Origin of the sequence: Microbacterium deminutum (genome assembly GCF_039530205.1) — a bacterium.
Taxonomy (GTDB): domain Bacteria; phylum Actinomycetota; class Actinomycetes; order Actinomycetales; family Microbacteriaceae; genus Microbacterium; species Microbacterium deminutum.
Map to the genome: position 1 here is coordinate 846,829 of NZ_BAAAOG010000001.1, position 17,492 is coordinate 864,320.

Here is a 17,492-nt window from a genome sequence, read left to right on the forward strand (position 1 = left end):
CCGCTGACGGCTCGCGGATCGGCTATTCGAGAGTCGGCGACGGACCGACCCTGGTGGTGGCGCCCGGCAACAAACGGATGGCCCACCCTTCTGCTTGCCGGAGGAAGCAGTCCCGCGCATCTGCGGGCGTGGCTGGAACCCCTGCAGCGCTTCATCCCCGACGTCTCCGTGGAACTGATCCCCGACCTCGATCACACGCGCCCGATCTCAACGCGACCGCACCCGAAGAGATCCCACAGCCTCCCGGCTCGTAGAATGGCACGCATCATGACCATTCCGTCCTCGGCGCCGACGCTCATCGCGCCATCCCCCGCCGCGCTCACCCCGGGCGGCCGCGCCCGCACATACGAGGTGCGCACATTCGGCTGCCAGATGAACGTCCACGACTCCGAGCGGCTGTCCGGCTCCCTGGAGAGCGCAGGGTACGTGCCCGCCGCACTCGGCGAAGACGCCGACGTCGTGGTCATCAACACGTGCGCCGTCCGCGACAACGCCGCAGGCAAGCTGTACGGCACACTCGGGCATCTGAAGTCGCGCAAGGACAAGCACCAAGGAATGCAGATCGCCGTGGGCGGGTGTCTTGCCCAGATGGACAAGCAGACCGTCCTCGACAAGGCGCCGTGGGTGGATGTGGTCTTCGGCACGCACAACATGGGATCGCTTCCGAGCATGCTCGAACGGGCGCGCCACAACGGCGAAGCCGAGCTCGAGATCCTCGAGTCGCTCGAGATCTTCCCGTCGACGCTGCCCACCAAGCGCGACTCCGTCTACAGCGGCTGGGTGTCGATCTCGGTCGGGTGCAACAACACCTGCACATTCTGCATCGTGCCGAGCCTCCGCGGCAAAGAGAAGGACCGGCGGCCCGGCGACATCCTGAACGAGATCAGGCTGCTCGTCGACGACGGAGCCATCGAGGTCACGCTTCTGGGCCAGAACGTCAACTCGTACGGCGTCGAGTTCGGCGACCGACAGGCGTTCGGCAAGCTGCTGCGGGCGGCGGGCGAGATCGATGGGCTCGAGCGCATCCGCTTCACGAGCCCGCATCCGGCCGCGTTCACCGACGACGTCATCGACGCGATGGCCGAGACTCCGTCCGTGATGCCGCAGCTGCACATGCCGCTGCAGTCGGGCAGCGACCGGATCCTCAAGGCGATGCGACGGTCCTACCGCAGTGAGCGGTTCCTCGGCATCCTGGATCGTGTTCGCGAGCGGATGCCGCATGCGGCGATCACGACCGACATCATCGTGGGGTTCCCCGGCGAGACGGACGAGGACTTCGAAGACACGATGCGCGTCGTAGAGCAGGCGCGCTTCTCGAGCGCCTTCACGTTCCAGTACTCCATCCGCGAAGGCACCCCGGCCGCGACGATGCCCGACCAGGTGCCGAAGGCGGTCGTGCAGGAGCGATACGAGCGGCTCATCGCACTGCAGGAGCGCATCTCGCACGAGGAGAACCTCAAGCAGGTCGGTCGCGAACTCCAGGTGCTCGTCTCGATGGGAGAGGGCAAGAAGGACGCCGCCACCCACCGGCTGACCGGACGCGCGGAAGACAATCGGCTCGTGCATTTCGAGGTGCCCGAGGGCTCGGAGCTGCCGCGCCCCGGCGACGTCGTGTCCGTCGTGGTGACGCATGCCGCACCGTTCCACCTGCTGGCGGATGCCTCGGACGCCGCGCCGCTGCGCATCCGCCGCACCCGTGCGGGCGATGCATGGGACCGCACGCAGGCGGAGTCCTGTGCGCTCCCCGCCCCCACGGGCGGGTCGCCGACAGCGGTGTCGCTGGGGCTTCCCACGCTCCGCGTCGGGGTGTGAACGCGCCGGCCACGGGCTCGCCGCGCGTCTGGGCCATCGTCGGCGCGACCGGCACCGGCAAGACCGCGCTGTCACTCGACCTCGCCGAGGCCCTCGCCGCGCAGGCCAGACCCGCCGAGATCGTCAACGGTGACGCGATGCAGCTTTATCGCGGCATGGACATCGGCACGGCGAAGCTGCCGGTCAGCGCGCGGCGCGGCATCCCGCATCACCTCCTCGACGTGCTGGAGGTGACGGACGAAGCGGCGGTCGCCTGGTATCAGGATGCCGCCCGCGCCGCGATCGACGGCATCCACGATCGCGGCCGGGACGCGATCCTGGTCGGCGGATCGGGGCTGTACGTCTCGAGCGTGCTGTTCGACTTCCGCTTCCCGCCGCATGACGATGCGCTGCGCGCAGAACTCGAGGCGGAGCTGGCCCAGCACGGACCGGGGGTGCTGTTCGCCCGGCTCAGAACGCTCGACCCGGCGACGGCGGCACGGGTGGATCCGAAGAACGGCAGACGGATCGTTCGGGCTCTCGAGGTCATCGCGCAAGGCGCAGCGACCCACGGCGCCGCACTGCCCGACGCGCCTGCACTCTGGCGCCGGGATACGCGGGTCATCGGCGTCGCGGTCCCTCGTGAGGCGCTGGTGAGTCGGCTGGATGCGCGCGTCGAGCACATGTGGACGGCCGGACTTCTCGGTGAGGTCGAGACTCTGCGGCGGCAGGGTCTGGAACGGGGCGTGACCGCGCGGCGCGCCATCGGATACGCGCAGGCACTGGCCCAGCTCACCGGGGGGCTCTCGCAGTCCGAAGCCATCGCCGAGACGCAGGCGCTCACCCGCCGTTATGCGCGCCGTCAGGTCTCGTGGTTCAAGCGGTACGCATCGATCACGTGGGTGGATTCCGGAGTGGACGCCGCGACCCTGGCAGACTCGCTCGGGTGACTGTCGACATCCGCCCTTTCGATCGTGCCGACACGCACCCGGTCCGGTCTGCCGCACACAGCCCCGCGAGGTGACTAATCGGACGGAAGCGGAATCGGGGCTTCGCGCGCGCCGACCCGTTGACCGAGGCCGAGTTCCTCGAGCAGTGCGTCGAGCGTCTCGCGCGCTGCCCGCACCTGCTGCGCGCCGACCACGCCGATCACTCGCGCCTCGAGCAGCCGGCGCGCCTCGCGTGCGGCGCGCACCGCCCCGTGCCCGCGGTCGCTGAGGACGACGACACGACGGCGCGCGTCGGCCGGATCCGCGGATGCCTCGACGTAGCCGAGTGACGTGAGTTCGGCGATGGTCTTCGACATCGCCTGCTGCGTCACGCCGAGGTCGCGGGCGAGTTCGCTGATGCTCGACGGCGCGACGAGCAGCCGCTGGAAGACGTACCCGTGCCGCACGCGGAGACCGATGAATCCCGCCCCCTCGAGGATCCGGACGACGAACGCGTCGGAGGCCCCACCTGCGAGCGAGACCACGTCGATGAACGAAGCGGAGGAAAGCACACAACCATGGTTGTGTATTATCGTCTCCATGACAAGCACCGAAGACGTCGTGCGCCGCTATTTCTCGGTCGTCGCCGACCTCGGCTCGACCGCGGACGATCTGCGCGAGGTCGTCGCGTCGGACGCCGTGTTCACGGAACTGCCGAATCCGATCTCTCCGAACGGGCACGTGAGGACTCTCGACGAGACGATCGCAGGGTTCGAGGCCGGCAAGGCGCGGCTGTCGGCGCAGTCGATCGACATCCACGAGATCCTCGTCGCCGGCGACCGCGCGGCGGTTCGCTCGACCTGGCGCGGCAGCGTCGGAGACACCGAGATCGTTGCGCACATGGGCGGGTTCCTCACCGTGCGCGACGGCCGGGTCAGCGCACACGAGACGTACGACTGCTACGAGCCGTTCGCGCTGTGAGCGGGCACCGAGACCGGGCTCGCCGAAGCAGGCCGGGCAGCGCCTCGACGTAGACTGGGGGAATGCCGCAGACGCTCGCCTTCACGAAAGGCCACGGCACCGGCAACGACTTCGTGATCCTGCCCGATCCCGACGGCCGGCTCGATCTCACAGATGATCAGGTCGCCGCACTGTGCGACCGCCGCTTCGGAATCGGAGGCGATGGGATCCTTCGCGTCGTGCGGGCGATCGCGATCGACGAGGGCGCTGGGGCCGCGGCATCCGCAGCCGAGTGGTTCATGGACTACCGAAACGCCGATGGCTCGAAGGCCGAGATGTGCGGCAACGGCATCCGCGTGTTCGCGCGCTATCTCGCCGACGTCGGCTGGGCGACGCTTGACGGTGCGCCGCTGGCGATCGGCACCCGCGCCGGTGTCAAGACCCTGACCCGAAGCGAACTCGGCTTCGAAGTGGACCTCGGACCATGGCGGGTCGACGAGGCCGATGTGCTCGTCCGCGCCCGGGGGATCGGCGCCCCGCGCCCGGGGCTCGGGATCGACGTCGGCAATCCGCACGTGGTCGTCGCGCTGCCCGACACCGACGAACTAGACGGGCTCGATCTCACCGCCGTCCCGCAGCTGAGTCCCGAACCGCCGCATGGCGCGAACATCGAGTTCGTGGTGCCGAGTGAGCCGCTCGTGCAGGACGGCGTCGGCTCGATCCGGATGCGGGTCTTCGAGCGGGGCGTCGGCGAGACGCTGAGCTGCGGAACCGGAGTCGCCGCGGCGGCGCTTGCCGTGCGTCACTGGGCCGGGCCTGCAGCCCCCGACAGATGGACCGTCAGCGTCGCGGGCGGCGCGCTGGGGGTACGGATGCCGGAGGTCGGCGACGAGCGGCACGTGCTGCTGTCGGGGCCGGCGACGCTCGTCTATTCGGGCGAGATCACCCTCGCCTGAGGAGATCCGCCCTCGTCAGGGGAGCGTGATGGGCTCGCTGGGCGGAGAGCCGTGCCGACGCACCTTGATGACCCGGAAGCCGCGGCCGGTCGCGGCGCGCTGGATGCTGTAGCCACGGTCGAATGTCGCGGCCAGCCATCGCTGGAGCGAGTCGGACCCCAGGTTGCGCTGCACGACCAACCAGGCGTCGGAGCGGTCTTCGAGGCGCGGGATCCATTGCTCCAGCAGCCCATGCAGCTCGTTCTTGCCCACCCTGATGGGAGGGTTCGAGCGGATGGTGCGGAACGCGACGTCGTCGGGAACATCCTCGGGCGGCACGGCATTGATGTTGTCGAGTCCGAGTGCGTCGGCATTGCGGCGGACGAGATCGAGCGCCCGCTCGTTCACGTCCACCGCCCAGACCGTCGCATGGGGCGATTGGATGGCGAGCGTCAATGCGATCGGACCCCAGCCGCTCCCCAGATCCAGCAGGTTTCCGCCTGGTGGTGGCGGGGGGGTGTTGGCGAGCAGCACCGCGGTGCCGGAGTCGACATGGTCGGGACTGAAGACCCCCCGTGCTGTGGTCACCTCGAGGGTGCGATCGGCGAGTGAGACGCGGATCTGGCGGAGGTGCTCGGCGCTGGCGGGGGACGTGCTGAAGTAGTGATCGCTCCCCATGGCAGATGAGCGTAGCGGAGGACCTCCCCACCGCGGGAGGCTAGAATTCACCAGCGCCGGCCCATCCGGCCACCTCGCCCGGCGAGGCATCCTGAAAGGAACACATGACGGATACGACGACCCCCCAGACCACCGAGGATACCCCGGTCGACCCGGTGGATCGGGTGCTGGCGCGCGCGGACGCGCGCGGGGGGGTGCACGTGTTCGGCACGGCACAGGCGCTCCAGGACGACGCCACGATCGCACGGCCCGACACCGACGGCGAACAGTGGGACCGCGAGGAGCGCGCTGCACTCCGAAGGGTTCCGGGACTGTCGACCGAGCTCCAGGACGTCACCGAGGTCGAGTACCGCCAGCTGCGGCTCGAGAACGTCGTTCTGGTCGGCGTCCATCCTCAGGGCGCGCAGGAGGATGCCGAGAACTCGCTCCGCGAGCTCGCGGCTCTCGCCGAGACCGCGGGCGCGGTCGTGCTCGACGCGGTCCTGCAACGGCGTCCTCACCCCGACGCAGCGACCTACATCGGCCGCGGAAAGGCCCATGAGCTGCGCGACATCGTCGCAGCGCTCGGCGCCGACACCGTGATCGCCGACACCGAGCTCGCGCCGAGCCAACGTCGTGCGCTGGAGGATGTCGTGAAGGTGAAGGTCATCGACCGTACGACCGTGATCCTCGACATCTTCAGCCAGCACGCCAAGAGCCGTGAGGGCAAGGCCCAGGTCGAGCTCGCCCAGCTCGAGTACCTCCTGCCGCGCCTGCGCGGCTGGGGCGACTCGATGAGCCGCCAGGCCGGTGGCCAGGTCGGAGCGGGCGGCGCGGGTATGGGATCCCGCGGTCCCGGTGAGACGAAGATCGAGCTCGACCGGCGTCGCATCCGCACCCGCATGGCTCAGCTGCGGCGACAGATCCGCGACTTCGCTCCCGCTCGCGACGCCAAGCGAGCCGAGCGCAAGCGCAACACGATCCCCTCCGTCGCCATCGCCGGCTACACCAACGCGGGCAAGTCGAGCCTGCTGAATCGCCTCACCAGCGCGGGCGTGCTCGTCGAGAACGCGCTGTTCGCGACGCTGGATGCCACGGTCCGTCGCTCCGCGGCGCACGATGGCCGCGTCTACACGCTCACCGACACGGTCGGTTTCGTGCGCAACCTCCCGCATCAGCTGGTCGAGGCATTCCGGTCGACCTTGGAAGAGGTCGGCGGCTCCGACGTGATCATCCACGTCGTGGATGCCGCGCACCCCGACCCCGCTGCCCAGCTGGCGACGGTGCGCGATGTGATCGGCGACGTCGGCGCCCGCGACATCCCCGAGATCGTCGTCTTCAACAAGGCTGACCTCGTCGACGACAGCACGCGGCTCGTGCTGCGGGGTCTCGAGCCCAAGGCGATCTTCACCTCCTCGCGCTCTGGTGAGGGCATCGACGACCTGCGCGCCGCGATCGAGGGCGCGCTGCCGCTGCCGGCGGTCGAGGTGCGGGCCCTCGTGCCGTACGACCGTGGCGAGCTGGTGTCCGCCGTGCACGAGCAGGGGATCCTGCTCGCCCAGGAGCACGAGGCCGGGGGGACCGCGATCCACGCTCGCGTCGGCGAGCACCTCGCAGCACGACTCGCGCCGTTCGCCGTATAGGCCCGGCCGGCGCCGAGTCCCTGTCGGCCGCTAGTCCAGGTCGAGCGCCGGAACCCCCGGGGGCTCGAATCCGAAGATCTGCCCGAGGAACGCGAGTTCCGCCTCGAGAGACCTCGCGACGGTCGCGGCCAGCCGGAATCCATGGCCCTCCCCCGCGAACGCGAGGTAGGCGTGCGGCACGCCGTTCGCGGCCAGGGCGTCGCGCACCGCCTCGGACTGCGATGGCGGCACGACGTGGTCGTCGAGCCCCTGCTCGATCAGCATCGGCGTGGTGAGGCGTTCCAGGTGCGACAGCGGAGAGCGCTCGATGTAGCGTTCCTCCGCGTCCGGGAGCGGCCCGACCATGCTGTCCAGGTAGTGCGATTCGAAGTCGTGCGTGTCTTCGGCGAGCCGCCTGAGATCGGCCACCCCGTAGCGGCTGATGCCCGCCGAGAAGGTGTCCGACGCGGTGACGGCGCACAGCACGGTCCAGCCGCCGGCGGAGCCGCCGGCGATGGCCAGCCGCCTCGGGTCGGCCCGTCCCGATTCGGCGAGCCCGCGTGCCGCGGCGATGACGTCGTCGACGTCGACCACGCCCCACTGCCCGAGCAGGCGCTCGCGGTACTCCCGGCCGTAGCCGGTCGATCCGCCGTAGTTGACGTCGAGCACGCCGACCCCGCGGCTGGTGAGATAGGCGATCTTTCCGGATGCCGCCGCCCCGACATGGCTGGTCGGGCCGCCGTGCACGAACACGACGTACGGCGGCAGCTCACCGTCGGGGGCATCGACCTCGGGGTTCGTGGGCGCGTAGTCGAAGGCGTGAACGGGCCCGTGCGGACCGTCGAACGTGACGGCCCGGGGGACCGGCATCCACTCCGCACCCCACGGTGAGGATCCGCCGGCGATGAGCGCGGCGGAGGCCGGCTCGTTCGCATCGACGAGCCACAGCTCCGCCGAGCCGCGCGCACCGGATGCCGTCAGCAGCACCTGCGAGCCGCGGACGTCCTCGATGTTGATGTTCGCGGCCGCGCCGATCTCGAGCGTGGTCGCCGCACCGTCCGGGGCCGCGACCACGAGCTGATCGTCGCCGTTCGTCCGCACCGCCACGATGCGCCCGTCTTCGAGCACCGCGAACCACTTCAGGGCGAGGCCCCACAATGCACCGCCGGTGTCGGCGTCTGCCGGTGCTATGGGTCCGTGATGCAGGTCGGCCGTCAGACGGAGTCGCCACAGGTTCCAACGCCCGCTCGGGTCGTCGCTGTAGACGAGGTCGTCCTCACCCGTCCACACCGGCTGGAGCGGGGCCGTGCCATCGCCACCGGCGATCGTCGCCCACTCCGCGACCAGTCCGTCCTCGAGGCGGCCGACGCGCAGCTCGGTGGTGTCCCACGGCATGTGCGGGTGGTCCCACGCGATCCAGGCCAGGTGCGTGCCGTCCGACGAGAGCGCCGGCTGCGCGAGGAAGTCGCTGTCCTCGGTCAACGAGAGGATGGCGCGCTCGTCCCATGCCGCCGTGCGATCCAGGGGCACCTCGACGATGTCGCGGTGCGGCGGACTGCCCGGGCGGTGCGTCTCGCGAATGGCGAGCAGCCGTCCCCGCTGCCAGGTGAGACCTCCGAACCGCATCCCGCGATCGGCGGGTGTGACCGGCCACGGGCCGTCGCCATCCGACATCAGCCACACCCGCTGGTCGTCGTTGTGGACGAACGCGAGTGCGCCATCGGCGGTGACGGTCCACGCGCCGCCGCCGTACTCGTGGACGCGCGAGCGAGCGTTCCACGGCGCGGGCAGCACGACCTCGATCGGTCCCGGAGCCTCTCCGAGGGCCGATCGACGACACACCGTCGTGCGCCCGCCCTCGTCTGGTACGGACTCTCCCCACCAGATGTCATCGCCCACGAAGCGTGCGCCCTCGATGCGCGGCGAGGCGGCGGCCACGGCCGCGGCGGTGAGTGGAGATGGCCAGGACCCGTAGGGGATCGTCGTCTTCACGGCTCCACCGTACGCCGAAACGGTTCCGCGGATCCCGTCGAAACAGAAGGTCACACGCCGTGTTCCGCGCCATCGGTTCGCTAACCGTGAAGCAACCGTCCGGGTCGTCGAGTTCATCGAGGAGTCCGGACGGGGAGCGACAGCCGAGCCCGGCATCCGCCCGTGATGACAACGCACCGCCTGCTTGCGCAGGGTGCGCGATCCGCGGCCGACCGGCCACCCATCGTTCCCACCCGAGAAGCACGAGATTCCCATCGACTCGAGCGCACCGCCTGTGCCGTTCTCGTTCGAGGTGTACCCGCCGAGATCCCAGGCCTCGACGACGGCTCCACGAGACGATGCGCCGGCTTGCCGCGACGGGTCCGCGGTTCATCTCGGTGACCTACGGCGCGGGCGGATCGACGGGCGGCCGCTCCCTCGGCCTCCTGCGGTTCATCCGCCGCGAGACGCCGATCCCGCCTCTCGCGCATCTCACCTGCGTCGGAACACCTACGCGGGTGCGAACGCGCTGATCCGCGAGTTCCTGGATGCCGGGGTGACGAGCTTCCTCGCGCTGCGCGGCGACGCGCCCGCCGGAGCCGACACCGGCGAGCCGTTCCTCGGCGACCTCGAGACCTCGGCGCAGCTGGTCCAGCTCATCGACCGCGTGCAGGCCGAGCACGCGCCCTACACCGAGGCCACCATCCCGGGCGTTCCCGGAGCGGCCCGGGTGGAGCGCGGCTGCCGTTCCTGCCGACCACGACGATCGGATCGTTCGCGCAGACCGACGAGATCCGGCGTACACGTGCCCGCCACGATCGGGGCGAGCTCTCGACGGCCGAGTACGAGGACCTGCTGCGTTTCGAGATCACCGCGGTCATCGGACTGCAGGAGGAGCTCGGCCTCGATGTCCTCGTGCACGGCGAGCCCGAGCGCAAGGACATGGTGCAGTACTTCGCCGAGAACCTCGACGGGTTCGCGGTGACCCGCAACGGGTGGGTGCAGTCCTACGGTTCGCGTGCCACGCGGCCCTCCATACTGTGGGGAGACGTCTCGCGTCCCGCCCCGATCACCGTGGAGTGGTCCCGATTCGCCCAGTCGCCGACCGACAAGCCTGTCAAGGGCATGCTCACCGGTCCGGTGACGATCCTGGCGTGGTCCTTCGTCCGGGACGACCAGCCACTGGGGATCACCGCCGGCCAAGTCGCGGTGGCGATGCGCGACGAGGTGGTCGGCCTCGAGTCTGCCGGCATCCGGATCATCCAGGTCTCGGAGTTCGGCGAAGTGATCGACGCCATCAGCGGTCTCGACGCCGACGTCACCTCGATCGAGGCCGCCCGCAGCCGCATGGAGATCATCGCCGACGTCGCGGCGTCCGGGTTCGACAGGGGCATCGGGCCGGGGGTCTACGACATCCACTCGCCGCGCGTGCCGTCGGCCGTCGAGATCACGTCTCTCATCGAGAGTGCGATCGCCGAGATCCCCGAGCGTCGTGTCTGGGTCAACCCGGACTGCGGTCTGAAGACGCGCCTACCCCGAGACCGTCACCTCGCTGGGAAGCCTCGTCGAGGCGACGCCCCTGGTGCGCGAGCGCACCACCGTCAGCGTCAAGGGGACTTCCCCTTCGGGGGTGGGGATGCCGCGGCCGGGCCCCCGCGCTCAGCGGCTCCGGGCAGCGCGCCGGCGCTGTCCGGAGCGGGCGTGGGGACCATCGTCTCGGCCGTGAGGTCGAGGGTGGGCGACGCGTCCTCGGGGACGATCCCGGCGGTCGGCAGGTCGTCGTCCGTGACCACGACGGCGGATGCACCCGGATCGACCGCCGAACCCGCGGCCGCGTCGACGAGCACCGGCTCATCCAGCGGCGCCGCGACGATGGCGAGCTCCTCGGGACGTCGCTGCAGCAGCTCGAGGATCCACGCCACGCCGAAAGACACGATGACGACGAGCAGGATGTCGCCGACCGACAGCGGGCGCAGGGCGAAGAGCCACACCACGGCAAGCACCGCGATGATCGAGCGCACCAGGATGCGCTGGCGACCGAGCCACATCCCGAATGCGCCGGTGTCGAATCCGCGCGACGCGAGCTGCCGACGGCCGGTGGCGTTCATGCCGTCGATGGACCGTCGCAGTCCGCGTGCCGCGCGGGACCGGCCCATGACCCAGCCGAGCACCGCGATGAACACACCGAGGAACACGATGACGAGCGAGGTCTGGGTCATGTTGCCGATCAGCTGCTCGTAGATGACCTCCAGAGCGGCGGCGGACAGGCCGAGCGAGCCCGCGCTGATGCCGACCACGGTCGCGCCGATCGACAGGCCTATCGCAAGCGCCGCGCCGCCGACGGCGAACCCGATGCCGGTGCCGAGGACCGCTGTGCTGCGGCGGCGGGCGATCAGGATCCCCAACCCGAACAGCGCGAGGGTGATGAACGGCAGCCAATAGCCCAGCGTCGTCGCGAGAGCGTAACCGGTGCGGATCGCCGTCAGGTTCTCGCCCGAGCCGATGATGACGACCTTGTCGATGGTCGGTATCAGCTGCGCGACGCCGACACCGGCATCGATCAGATTCTGCTTGACGCGCTCGACCACCGCGCCCAGCTGGATGCCGACTCCCTGATCGGTCTGGACGACCAGACCGCCGCCATCCGACGTCGACACCCCCACCAGCGCGCGGTGGGCGGCTCGCGTAGCGGTGGCCCATACCTCCGCGAACGCGTCGGAGCGGACGACCCGCGTGACGGTCGTGGTGACGAGGCTCTCGAGGCCGTTGGCCGCGGGCTGCTCGAGCCGCTTGAGCGCGTCGGCGGCACGCGGCGGCAACCCGAGTCCCGCGATGCCGTCGAACACGTCGGAGGTGATCTGCTGGAAGTCGACCTGCGCCCTGATCGCCTGCATGGACTCGTCGATGATCATGTCCTGCACTGCCGGGTCGCCGACGAGAGGTGCCAGGGTGGCGACGAACGTGTCCTCATCGACGAGCTGCACTCGCGCCCAGGCGCCGACGATCGACACCGGGACCAGGATGGCGGCCACGACGATGCAGACCGCGGAGAGCAGCGCGCGCCACCAGCCGGCGCGGGCGGCTGCCGCCGGCGCGACCTCGTCCGGCGGGACCGCCTGGCCGGTCCGGAGGGCTTCGTTCTCGACCCGCAGGGCGGTGAGTTCCGCTTCCAGGTCGACGGTGTCTGGCTCGCTCATGAGGCCCCCTTATAGCCGGATGTCACTCATTGTGGCGCACCAGCCGGAAACAGCATCACCCCCAGCGGGCGACAAGCGCGCCGGATGGAGCTGCGAGGAGGAGCGAGTCGCGGGGCCTCACACCGCGCGCAGCACCGCCACGACTTTGCCCAGCACCACGGCCTCGTCGCCGAGGATCGGCTCGAATGCGGAGTTGCGGGGGAGCAGCCACGTGTGTCCGTCGCGCTGGCGGAACGTCTTCACCGTCGCCTCGCCGTCGAGCATCGCCGCGACGATGTCGCCGTTGTCGGCCGTCGCCTGCGAGCGGATCACGACCCAGTCGCCGTCGCAGATGGCGGCATCGATCATGGACTCGCCGGAGACCTTCAGCATGAAGAGGTCGCCCTTGCCCACGAGCTGACGGGGGAGCGGGAAGATCTCCTCCACCTGCTGCTCGGCCGTGATCGGGACGCCTGCCGCGATCCGTCCCACCAGCGGCACCATGGCCGCGTCCCCGACGGCCGGACCGCTGTCGGCGGGGTTCTCGGTCGAGACCCCGGGCAGGTCGATGAGGACCTCCATCGCGCGGGTCTTGCCGGCGTCGCGGCGGAGGTAGCCGCTGAGCTCGAGCTGGTTGAGCTGGTGCGTGACGCTCGAGAGGGATTTCAAGCCGACGGCATCCCCGATCTCGCGCATGCTCGGCGGGTAGCCGTAGCGGGCGATGGAGCGCTGGATCACCTCGAGGATCGCGAGCTGCTTGTCGCTCAGGCTCTTGCGCCGGCGCGTCTGGGGCTTTTCGCGGCCGTTCGCCTCGCTCATGGTCCTGCTCCTGTCTCCCGCTTGGGGGGCATCGGTCTTCGAATGTCGGAGGCCCGTGGTGGGGTGTCGGTATCGAAACCGTATCCGGTATCGACGCGGCTCTGCGGGAGGCTCCCCGCGTGTCGCGTTCGAGGAATCCTGATCCGGATCGCCAGTTGACAGTCTACAACTTCGAATATAACTTCGGAAGAGAGATTCGCATCCGCTGTTCCCGGCCGAGTGGCGGATGCGAACCTCTCCCCACCTGCAGGAGGACCCCATGAGCGCAATCGGCATCACCGCATCCACCGCGACCGGTCTGCCGGCGACCCGCCTGCGGCTCACCGTACGCGGCCGGCGAGTGCTCGCGGCGGCTGCTGCGCTGCCCGCCGTGATCGCGCTGAGCCTTGCGATCGTGGGCGGCGGTGCGGCCCTGGCATCGAGAGACAGCGGATCGCCCGCGGGCTCGTTCGCCACCGTCGTCGTCTCGCGGGGTGACTCGCTCTGGTCGATCGCCGAAGAAGTCGCGCCGAGCGCCGACCCCCGGGATGTCGTGGACGCCATCGTGCGACTCAACGCGCTCGACGGCGTGACGATCGCGGCGGGACAGCGTCTGGCGATCCCGGCGGAGTACTCAGCGGGCCGCTGAGCGTTCGCCCTACCATGGGACGGGTGAGCGCTCGCCTCGACGACCTGCCCCTCCGCGACGATCTGCGCGGTCAGACTCCGTACGGCGCGCCACAGGCATCTCTGCCGGTCGCGTTGAACGTGAACGAGAACACGCACCCGATGCCCGAAGACGTCGCCGACGACATCCTGGATGCCGTCGCCGTGGCGCTGCAGGAGGTGAACCGCTACCCCGACCGCGAGTTCACCGCCCTGCGAGAGGGTTTCGCCGACTACCTCGGGTTCGGCCTCACGCGCGACGAGATCTGGGCGGCGAACGGCTCGAACGAGGTTCTGCAGCATGTCCTGCAGGCCTTCGCGGGGCCCGGGCGGACCGCATTCGGCTTCGCGCCGACGTATTCGATGTATCCGATCATCACGCGGGGCACCGGCGCGGCCTGGACGGCGGGAACGCGATCCCACGACTTCACCGTCGACGCCGGGAGCGCGGCAGCCCAGGTCGCGGCGACGGCACCCGACGTCGTCTTCCTCTGTGCACCGAACAACCCCACCGGAACCCCGATGCCCCTCGACGTCATCGAGGCCGTCTACGAGGCGACGCACGGAGTGGTGGTCGTCGACGAGGCGTACCAGGAGTTCGCTCCGCGCAGCGAGCCGTCGGCCCTCGCACTGCTTCCGGGCCGCGAGCGGCTCATCGTCTCGCGCACGATGAGCAAGGCGTTCGCTTTCGCGGGCGCGCGGGTCGGGTATCTCGCCGCCGACGCCGCGGTCATCGACGCGCTGCGGCTCGTGCGCCTGCCGTATCACCTGAGCACGCTGACACAGGCTGCGGCGACGGCGGCGCTTCGTCACGCCCTCACGATGCTGCGGATGGTGGATGAGATCGTCGCCCAGCGGGATCGCATCTCGGCGACCCTGCCCGCACTGGGATACGAGCCCCATGACTCGTCGACGAATTTCGTGCTGTTCGGCGGTGTCAACGACCCTGCTGCGATCTGGCAGCAGCTGTACGACCGGGGCGTGCTGATCCGCGACGTCGGAATCCCGCATCACCTGCGCGTGACCGCGGGAACCGACATCGAGACGACCGCGTTCCTCGACGCACTCGCCTCGATAGACTCCCGATCATGACCCGTTCGGCCGCTCGCATCGCATCGATCCACCGAGCGACGAGCGAGTCCACGGTCGAGCTGGAGCTCGATCTGGACGGCGCTGGACGCAGCCATGTCGACACCACAGTGCCGTTCTTCGATCACCTCCTGACCGCCTTCGCGAAGCACTCGCTCACCGATCTCACGGTCCGCGCGTCGGGCGACACCGACATCGACGCCCATCACACGGTCGAGGATGTCGCGATCGTGCTCGGACAGGCGATCGGCGAGGCCCTCGGCGACAAGGTGGGGATCTCGCGCTACGGCGACGCTCTCGTGCCGCTCGACGAGGCACTGGCGCAGGCGGTCGTCGACATCAGTGGACGTCCGTATCTCGTCCACTCCGGCGAGCCGGCCGGTTTCGAGCACCACCTGATCGGCGGCCACTTCACCGGTTCGCTGGTGCGCCACACGTTCGAGGCCATCGCGTTCAACGCGGCGCTGACGGTCCACGTGCGCGTCGTCTCGGGGCGCGACCCCCACCACATCGCCGAGGCCGAGTACAAGGCATTCGCCCGTGCCTTCCGGCAGGCCAAGGCTCTCGACCCGCTGGTCGAAGGCATCCCGAGCACCAAGGGCGCTCTGTGAGCTCGAAACCGCTCGTCGCGGTCCTCGACTACGGCTCGGGCAACGTCCACTCCGCCGTCAAAGCGCTCGACGCGGCCGGGGCCGACGCCCGACTGACGTCCGATCGGGCACTCGTCCTCGAGGCCGACGGTCTCGTCGTCCCGGGCGTGGGGGCGTTCCGCGCCGTCATGGAGGCCCTTCGCGCCAGCCGCGCCGATCAGCTCATCGATCGCCGGCTCGCCGGGGGGCGTCCCGTCCTCGGCATCTGCGTGGGCATGCAGGTGCTGTTCGAGCGCGGAGTGGAGCGCGGCGTCGACACCGAGGGGCTCGGCGAGTGGCCGGGGGTGGTGACGGAGCTGGACGCGCCCGTCCTGCCCCACATGGGATGGAACACGGTCCGCGCCGGTGACGGCTCACGCCTGTTCCGTGGGATCGAGGAGGAGCGGTTCTACTTCGTCCACTCTTTCGGCGCTCAGAAGTGGCTGCTCGACGTCGTGCCGCCCTTCCCGCAGCCCGTTCTGACCTGGTGCGACTACGGCGAGCCGTTCCTCGCGGCCGTCGAGAACGGTCCGCTGTCGGCGACGCAGTTCCATCCTGAGAAGTCAGGGGATGCCGGCATCCGCCTGCTCGCGAATTGGATCGACGGGCTCGGCAGGGCTACTCTCTGAACTCGTGCCATCTTCGGGAGCGTCTGCCTTCGTGATCTGTCGGCACGAGGAGCCATGAACGATTTCGCGTCAACGCCCGAACTGATCCTGCTGCCCGCCGTCGACGTCGCGGACGGCAAGGCCGTGCGCCTCACGCAAGGCGAGGCGGGGAGCGAGACCAACTACGGGGATCCCGTCGACGCCGCACTCGACTTCGCGCGCCAAGGTGCCGACTGGATCCACCTGGTCGACCTCGATGCGGCCTTCGGACGCGGCAGCAACACCGGTGTGCTGCGCCGGGTGATCCGCCAGGTGCGGGGGGTGCAGGTGGAGGTGTCGGGCGGCATCCGTGACGATCGCAGCCTCGAGGAGGCGCTCGAGAGCGGTGCGTCGCGCATCAACCTCGGCACCGCGGCGCTGGAGAACCCGGAGTGGGCGGCAGACGTCATCGGACGATACGGCGATGTGATCGCCGTCGGCCTCGATGTGCGCGGCACCACGCTCGCCGCGCGCGGCTGGACGCAGGAGGGCGGCGACCTGTGGGCGGTGCTCGAGCGCCTCGAAGAGGCGGGATGCAGCCGTTACGTGGTCACCGACGTGACCAAGGACGGCACACTGCAGGGTCCGAACCTCGACCTGCTGCGCGAGATCACCTCCCGCACCACCAAGCCCGTCGTCGCGTCGGGCGGCGTGTCGAGCCTCGACGACATCATCGCCCTGCGCGACCTGGTGCCGCTCGGCGTCGAGGGCGCGATCGTGGGCAAGGCGCTCTACGCGGGCGCGTTCACGCTCGCCGAGGCACTGGATGTCGCCGGACACTGATCCGCACGCGCAGGGCGACTCCGCCGGGGTCCCGTGGGAGGGTCGCGTCTTCGAGCCCAACCCGCACGCGGGCGACGACGGCTCGGCCGACCCGCGCCTGCTGGCCGCGCTCACCGCACAGCGAGGGAGCGCCGCGGGGCAGACCGAGGTCATCGACGCCTACCGCACGGCGCGGCTGCTGATCCCGCTGGTCGCGGCGAAAGGCGATGAAGGCGTCGGCGCAGACGGGCTCGTGGTCGACAAGACCCAGGAGCTCTCGATCGTCACAGTTGCAGCACCCGATGGGCGCCGCGTGCTGCCGGTGTTCACGTCGGTGACGGCGATGCAGCGGTGGGATGCCGAGGCCCGGCCGGTTCCGGCCGACGGCGTCCGCACGGCGGTGGCGGCATCGACCGACGACACCGACCTCATCGTCATCGATCCGGGTTCCGACACCGAGTTCGTCATCCGCCGCCCCGCCGTGTGGGCGATCGCCCAGGGCCAGCCGTGGGAGCCGAGTCCCTCCTCACCCGAGGTGTTCGCGGCTCTGCACGAGAGCGTGGGCGGCGAGCTCGCCGTGCTCGACCTCGCCGTGGAGTCCGGGGATCCGTCCGCGCGGCTGCGCGGACCCGAGCTGCTCGTGCGGCTGGAGCTGATCAAGGGTCTCGATCAGGCGGAACTGGACGCAGTGCTCAGTCGCCTCGCCCGGCGGTGGGCCGCCGATGACCGCATCGCCGTGCTGGTGGACTCGCTGAGCGTCAAGCTCGTCCGGGGCGCCTGAGCTCCGCGGTGGTTCGGCGCGTTTCGTCTCGGCGCTTCGCGCCTCGCTCAACGACCAATGGCCCCCGGCCCGATGCCCC

17 protein-coding genes and 1 pseudogene are annotated in these 17,492 nt (G+C 70.0%); 13 read left to right on the forward strand and 5 right to left on the reverse strand.

The genetic code is table 11. The features are described 5' to 3' along the window. Positions 1-267: 267 nt before the first annotated feature. Positions 268-1,812: a tRNA (N6-isopentenyl adenosine(37)-C2)-methylthiotransferase MiaB gene (miaB, locus tag ABD212_RS03715; protein WP_344091308.1), complete on the forward strand. Its 1,545-nt coding sequence runs from the start codon at positions 268-270 to the stop codon at positions 1,810-1,812. Further along, the gene (miaA, locus tag ABD212_RS03720; protein ID WP_344091310.1) at positions 1,809-2,741 is read left to right on the forward strand and encodes a tRNA (adenosine(37)-N6)-dimethylallyltransferase MiaA; all 933 of its coding nucleotides are present in this window, start codon (positions 1,809-1,811) and stop codon (positions 2,739-2,741) included. Before miaB ends, miaA begins: the two co-directional genes overlap by 4 nt. A 74-nt stretch (positions 2,742-2,815) precedes the next feature. Here the strand turns inward: miaA and ABD212_RS03725 are convergent, their stop codons facing one another. Further along, on the reverse strand, positions 2,816-3,292 hold the full coding sequence (locus ABD212_RS03725; protein WP_344091312.1) for a MarR family winged helix-turn-helix transcriptional regulator: 477 nt from the start codon (positions 3,290-3,292) through the stop codon (positions 2,816-2,818). A 28-nt stretch (positions 3,293-3,320) separates the two neighbouring features. On the opposite strand from ABD212_RS03725, the gene ABD212_RS03730 reads away from it, so the two are divergent. Beyond that, complete coding sequence (locus ABD212_RS03730; RefSeq protein ID WP_344091314.1) at positions 3,321-3,701, forward strand: nuclear transport factor 2 family protein; 381 nt, start codon at positions 3,321-3,323, stop codon at positions 3,699-3,701. Positions 3,702-3,763: 62 nt separating this feature from the next. Continuing rightward, complete coding sequence (dapF, locus tag ABD212_RS03735; RefSeq protein WP_344091316.1) at positions 3,764-4,636, forward strand: diaminopimelate epimerase; 873 nt, start codon at positions 3,764-3,766, stop codon at positions 4,634-4,636. A 15-nt stretch (positions 4,637-4,651) separates the two neighbouring features. Here the strand turns inward: dapF and ABD212_RS03740 are convergent, their stop codons facing one another. Beyond that, a complete protein-coding gene (locus tag ABD212_RS03740; RefSeq protein WP_344091318.1) occupies positions 4,652-5,293 on the reverse strand; it encodes a class I SAM-dependent methyltransferase in 642 nt (213 codons plus the stop codon). A gap of 104 nt (positions 5,294-5,397) precedes the next feature. Here ABD212_RS03740 and hflX point away from each other — a divergent pair, with 104 nt between their 5' ends. Further along, a complete protein-coding gene (hflX, locus tag ABD212_RS03745) occupies positions 5,398-6,915 on the forward strand; it encodes a GTPase HflX (protein WP_344091319.1) in 1,518 nt (505 codons plus the stop codon). Between the two features lie 30 nt (positions 6,916-6,945). Here hflX and ABD212_RS03750 read toward each other — a convergent pair whose 3' ends face one another. Then, a complete protein-coding gene (locus tag ABD212_RS03750) occupies positions 6,946-8,886 on the reverse strand; it encodes a S9 family peptidase (protein WP_344091321.1) in 1,941 nt (646 codons plus the stop codon). Between the two features lie 338 nt (positions 8,887-9,224). On the opposite strand from ABD212_RS03750, the gene ABD212_RS03755 reads away from it, so the two are divergent. Both ABD212_RS03755 and ABD212_RS03760 read left to right on the forward strand, forming a co-directional pair. Next, the gene (locus tag ABD212_RS03755) at positions 9,225-9,398 is read left to right on the forward strand and encodes a methylenetetrahydrofolate reductase (RefSeq protein ID WP_344091322.1); all 174 of its coding nucleotides are present in this window, start codon (positions 9,225-9,227) and stop codon (positions 9,396-9,398) included. A 79-nt stretch (positions 9,399-9,477) separates the two neighbouring features. Then, positions 9,478-10,591 (forward strand): annotated as a pseudogene (locus ABD212_RS03760) (5-methyltetrahydropteroyltriglutamate--homocysteine S-methyltransferase); the annotation flags it as partial. On the opposite strand, the gene ABD212_RS03765 reads toward ABD212_RS03760, so the two are convergent. Next, on the reverse strand, positions 10,473-12,062 hold the full coding sequence (locus ABD212_RS03765; protein ID WP_344091325.1) for a hypothetical protein: 1,590 nt from the start codon (positions 12,060-12,062) through the stop codon (positions 10,473-10,475). The pseudogene ABD212_RS03760 and the gene ABD212_RS03765 sit on opposite strands and share 119 nt — an antisense overlap. A gap of 117 nt (positions 12,063-12,179) precedes the next feature. After that, complete coding sequence (gene lexA / locus ABD212_RS03770) at positions 12,180-12,860, reverse strand: transcriptional repressor LexA (protein ID WP_344091327.1); 681 nt, start codon at positions 12,858-12,860, stop codon at positions 12,180-12,182. Between the two features lie 259 nt (positions 12,861-13,119). Here lexA and ABD212_RS03775 point away from each other — a divergent pair, with 259 nt between their 5' ends. From ABD212_RS03775 to ABD212_RS03800, 6 genes are read left to right on the forward strand one after another with little or no spacing between them, the layout of a single operon-like run. After that, entirely contained in the window at positions 13,120-13,488 is a 369-nt protein-coding gene (locus tag ABD212_RS03775; protein ID WP_344091329.1) for a LysM peptidoglycan-binding domain-containing protein, read from the forward strand. Positions 13,489-13,502: 14 nt separating this feature from the next. Next, positions 13,503-14,597, forward strand: a complete 1,095-nt coding sequence (locus ABD212_RS03780) for a histidinol-phosphate transaminase (RefSeq protein ID WP_344091331.1) — start codon at positions 13,503-13,505, stop codon at positions 14,595-14,597. Beyond that, positions 14,594-15,205 (forward strand): imidazoleglycerol-phosphate dehydratase HisB, encoded by a 612-nt coding sequence (hisB, locus tag ABD212_RS03785; protein ID WP_344091333.1) that lies wholly within the window; start codon positions 14,594-14,596, stop codon positions 15,203-15,205. Before ABD212_RS03780 ends, hisB begins: the two co-directional genes overlap by 4 nt. Beyond that, on the forward strand, positions 15,202-15,852 hold the full coding sequence (gene hisH, locus ABD212_RS03790; protein WP_344091335.1) for an imidazole glycerol phosphate synthase subunit HisH: 651 nt from the start codon (positions 15,202-15,204) through the stop codon (positions 15,850-15,852). The genes hisB and hisH overlap by 4 nt, the downstream gene beginning before the upstream one ends. Positions 15,853-15,906: 54 nt before the next feature. Then, positions 15,907-16,653 (forward strand): bifunctional 1-(5-phosphoribosyl)-5-((5-phosphoribosylamino)methylideneamino)imidazole-4-carboxamide isomerase/phosphoribosylanthranilate isomerase PriA, encoded by a 747-nt coding sequence (gene priA / locus ABD212_RS03795; RefSeq protein WP_344091337.1) that lies wholly within the window; start codon positions 15,907-15,909, stop codon positions 16,651-16,653. Then, a complete protein-coding gene (locus ABD212_RS03800; protein ID WP_344091339.1) occupies positions 16,637-17,413 on the forward strand; it encodes an SseB family protein in 777 nt (258 codons plus the stop codon). Before priA ends, ABD212_RS03800 begins: the two co-directional genes overlap by 17 nt. Positions 17,414-17,492 lie beyond the last annotated feature (79 nt).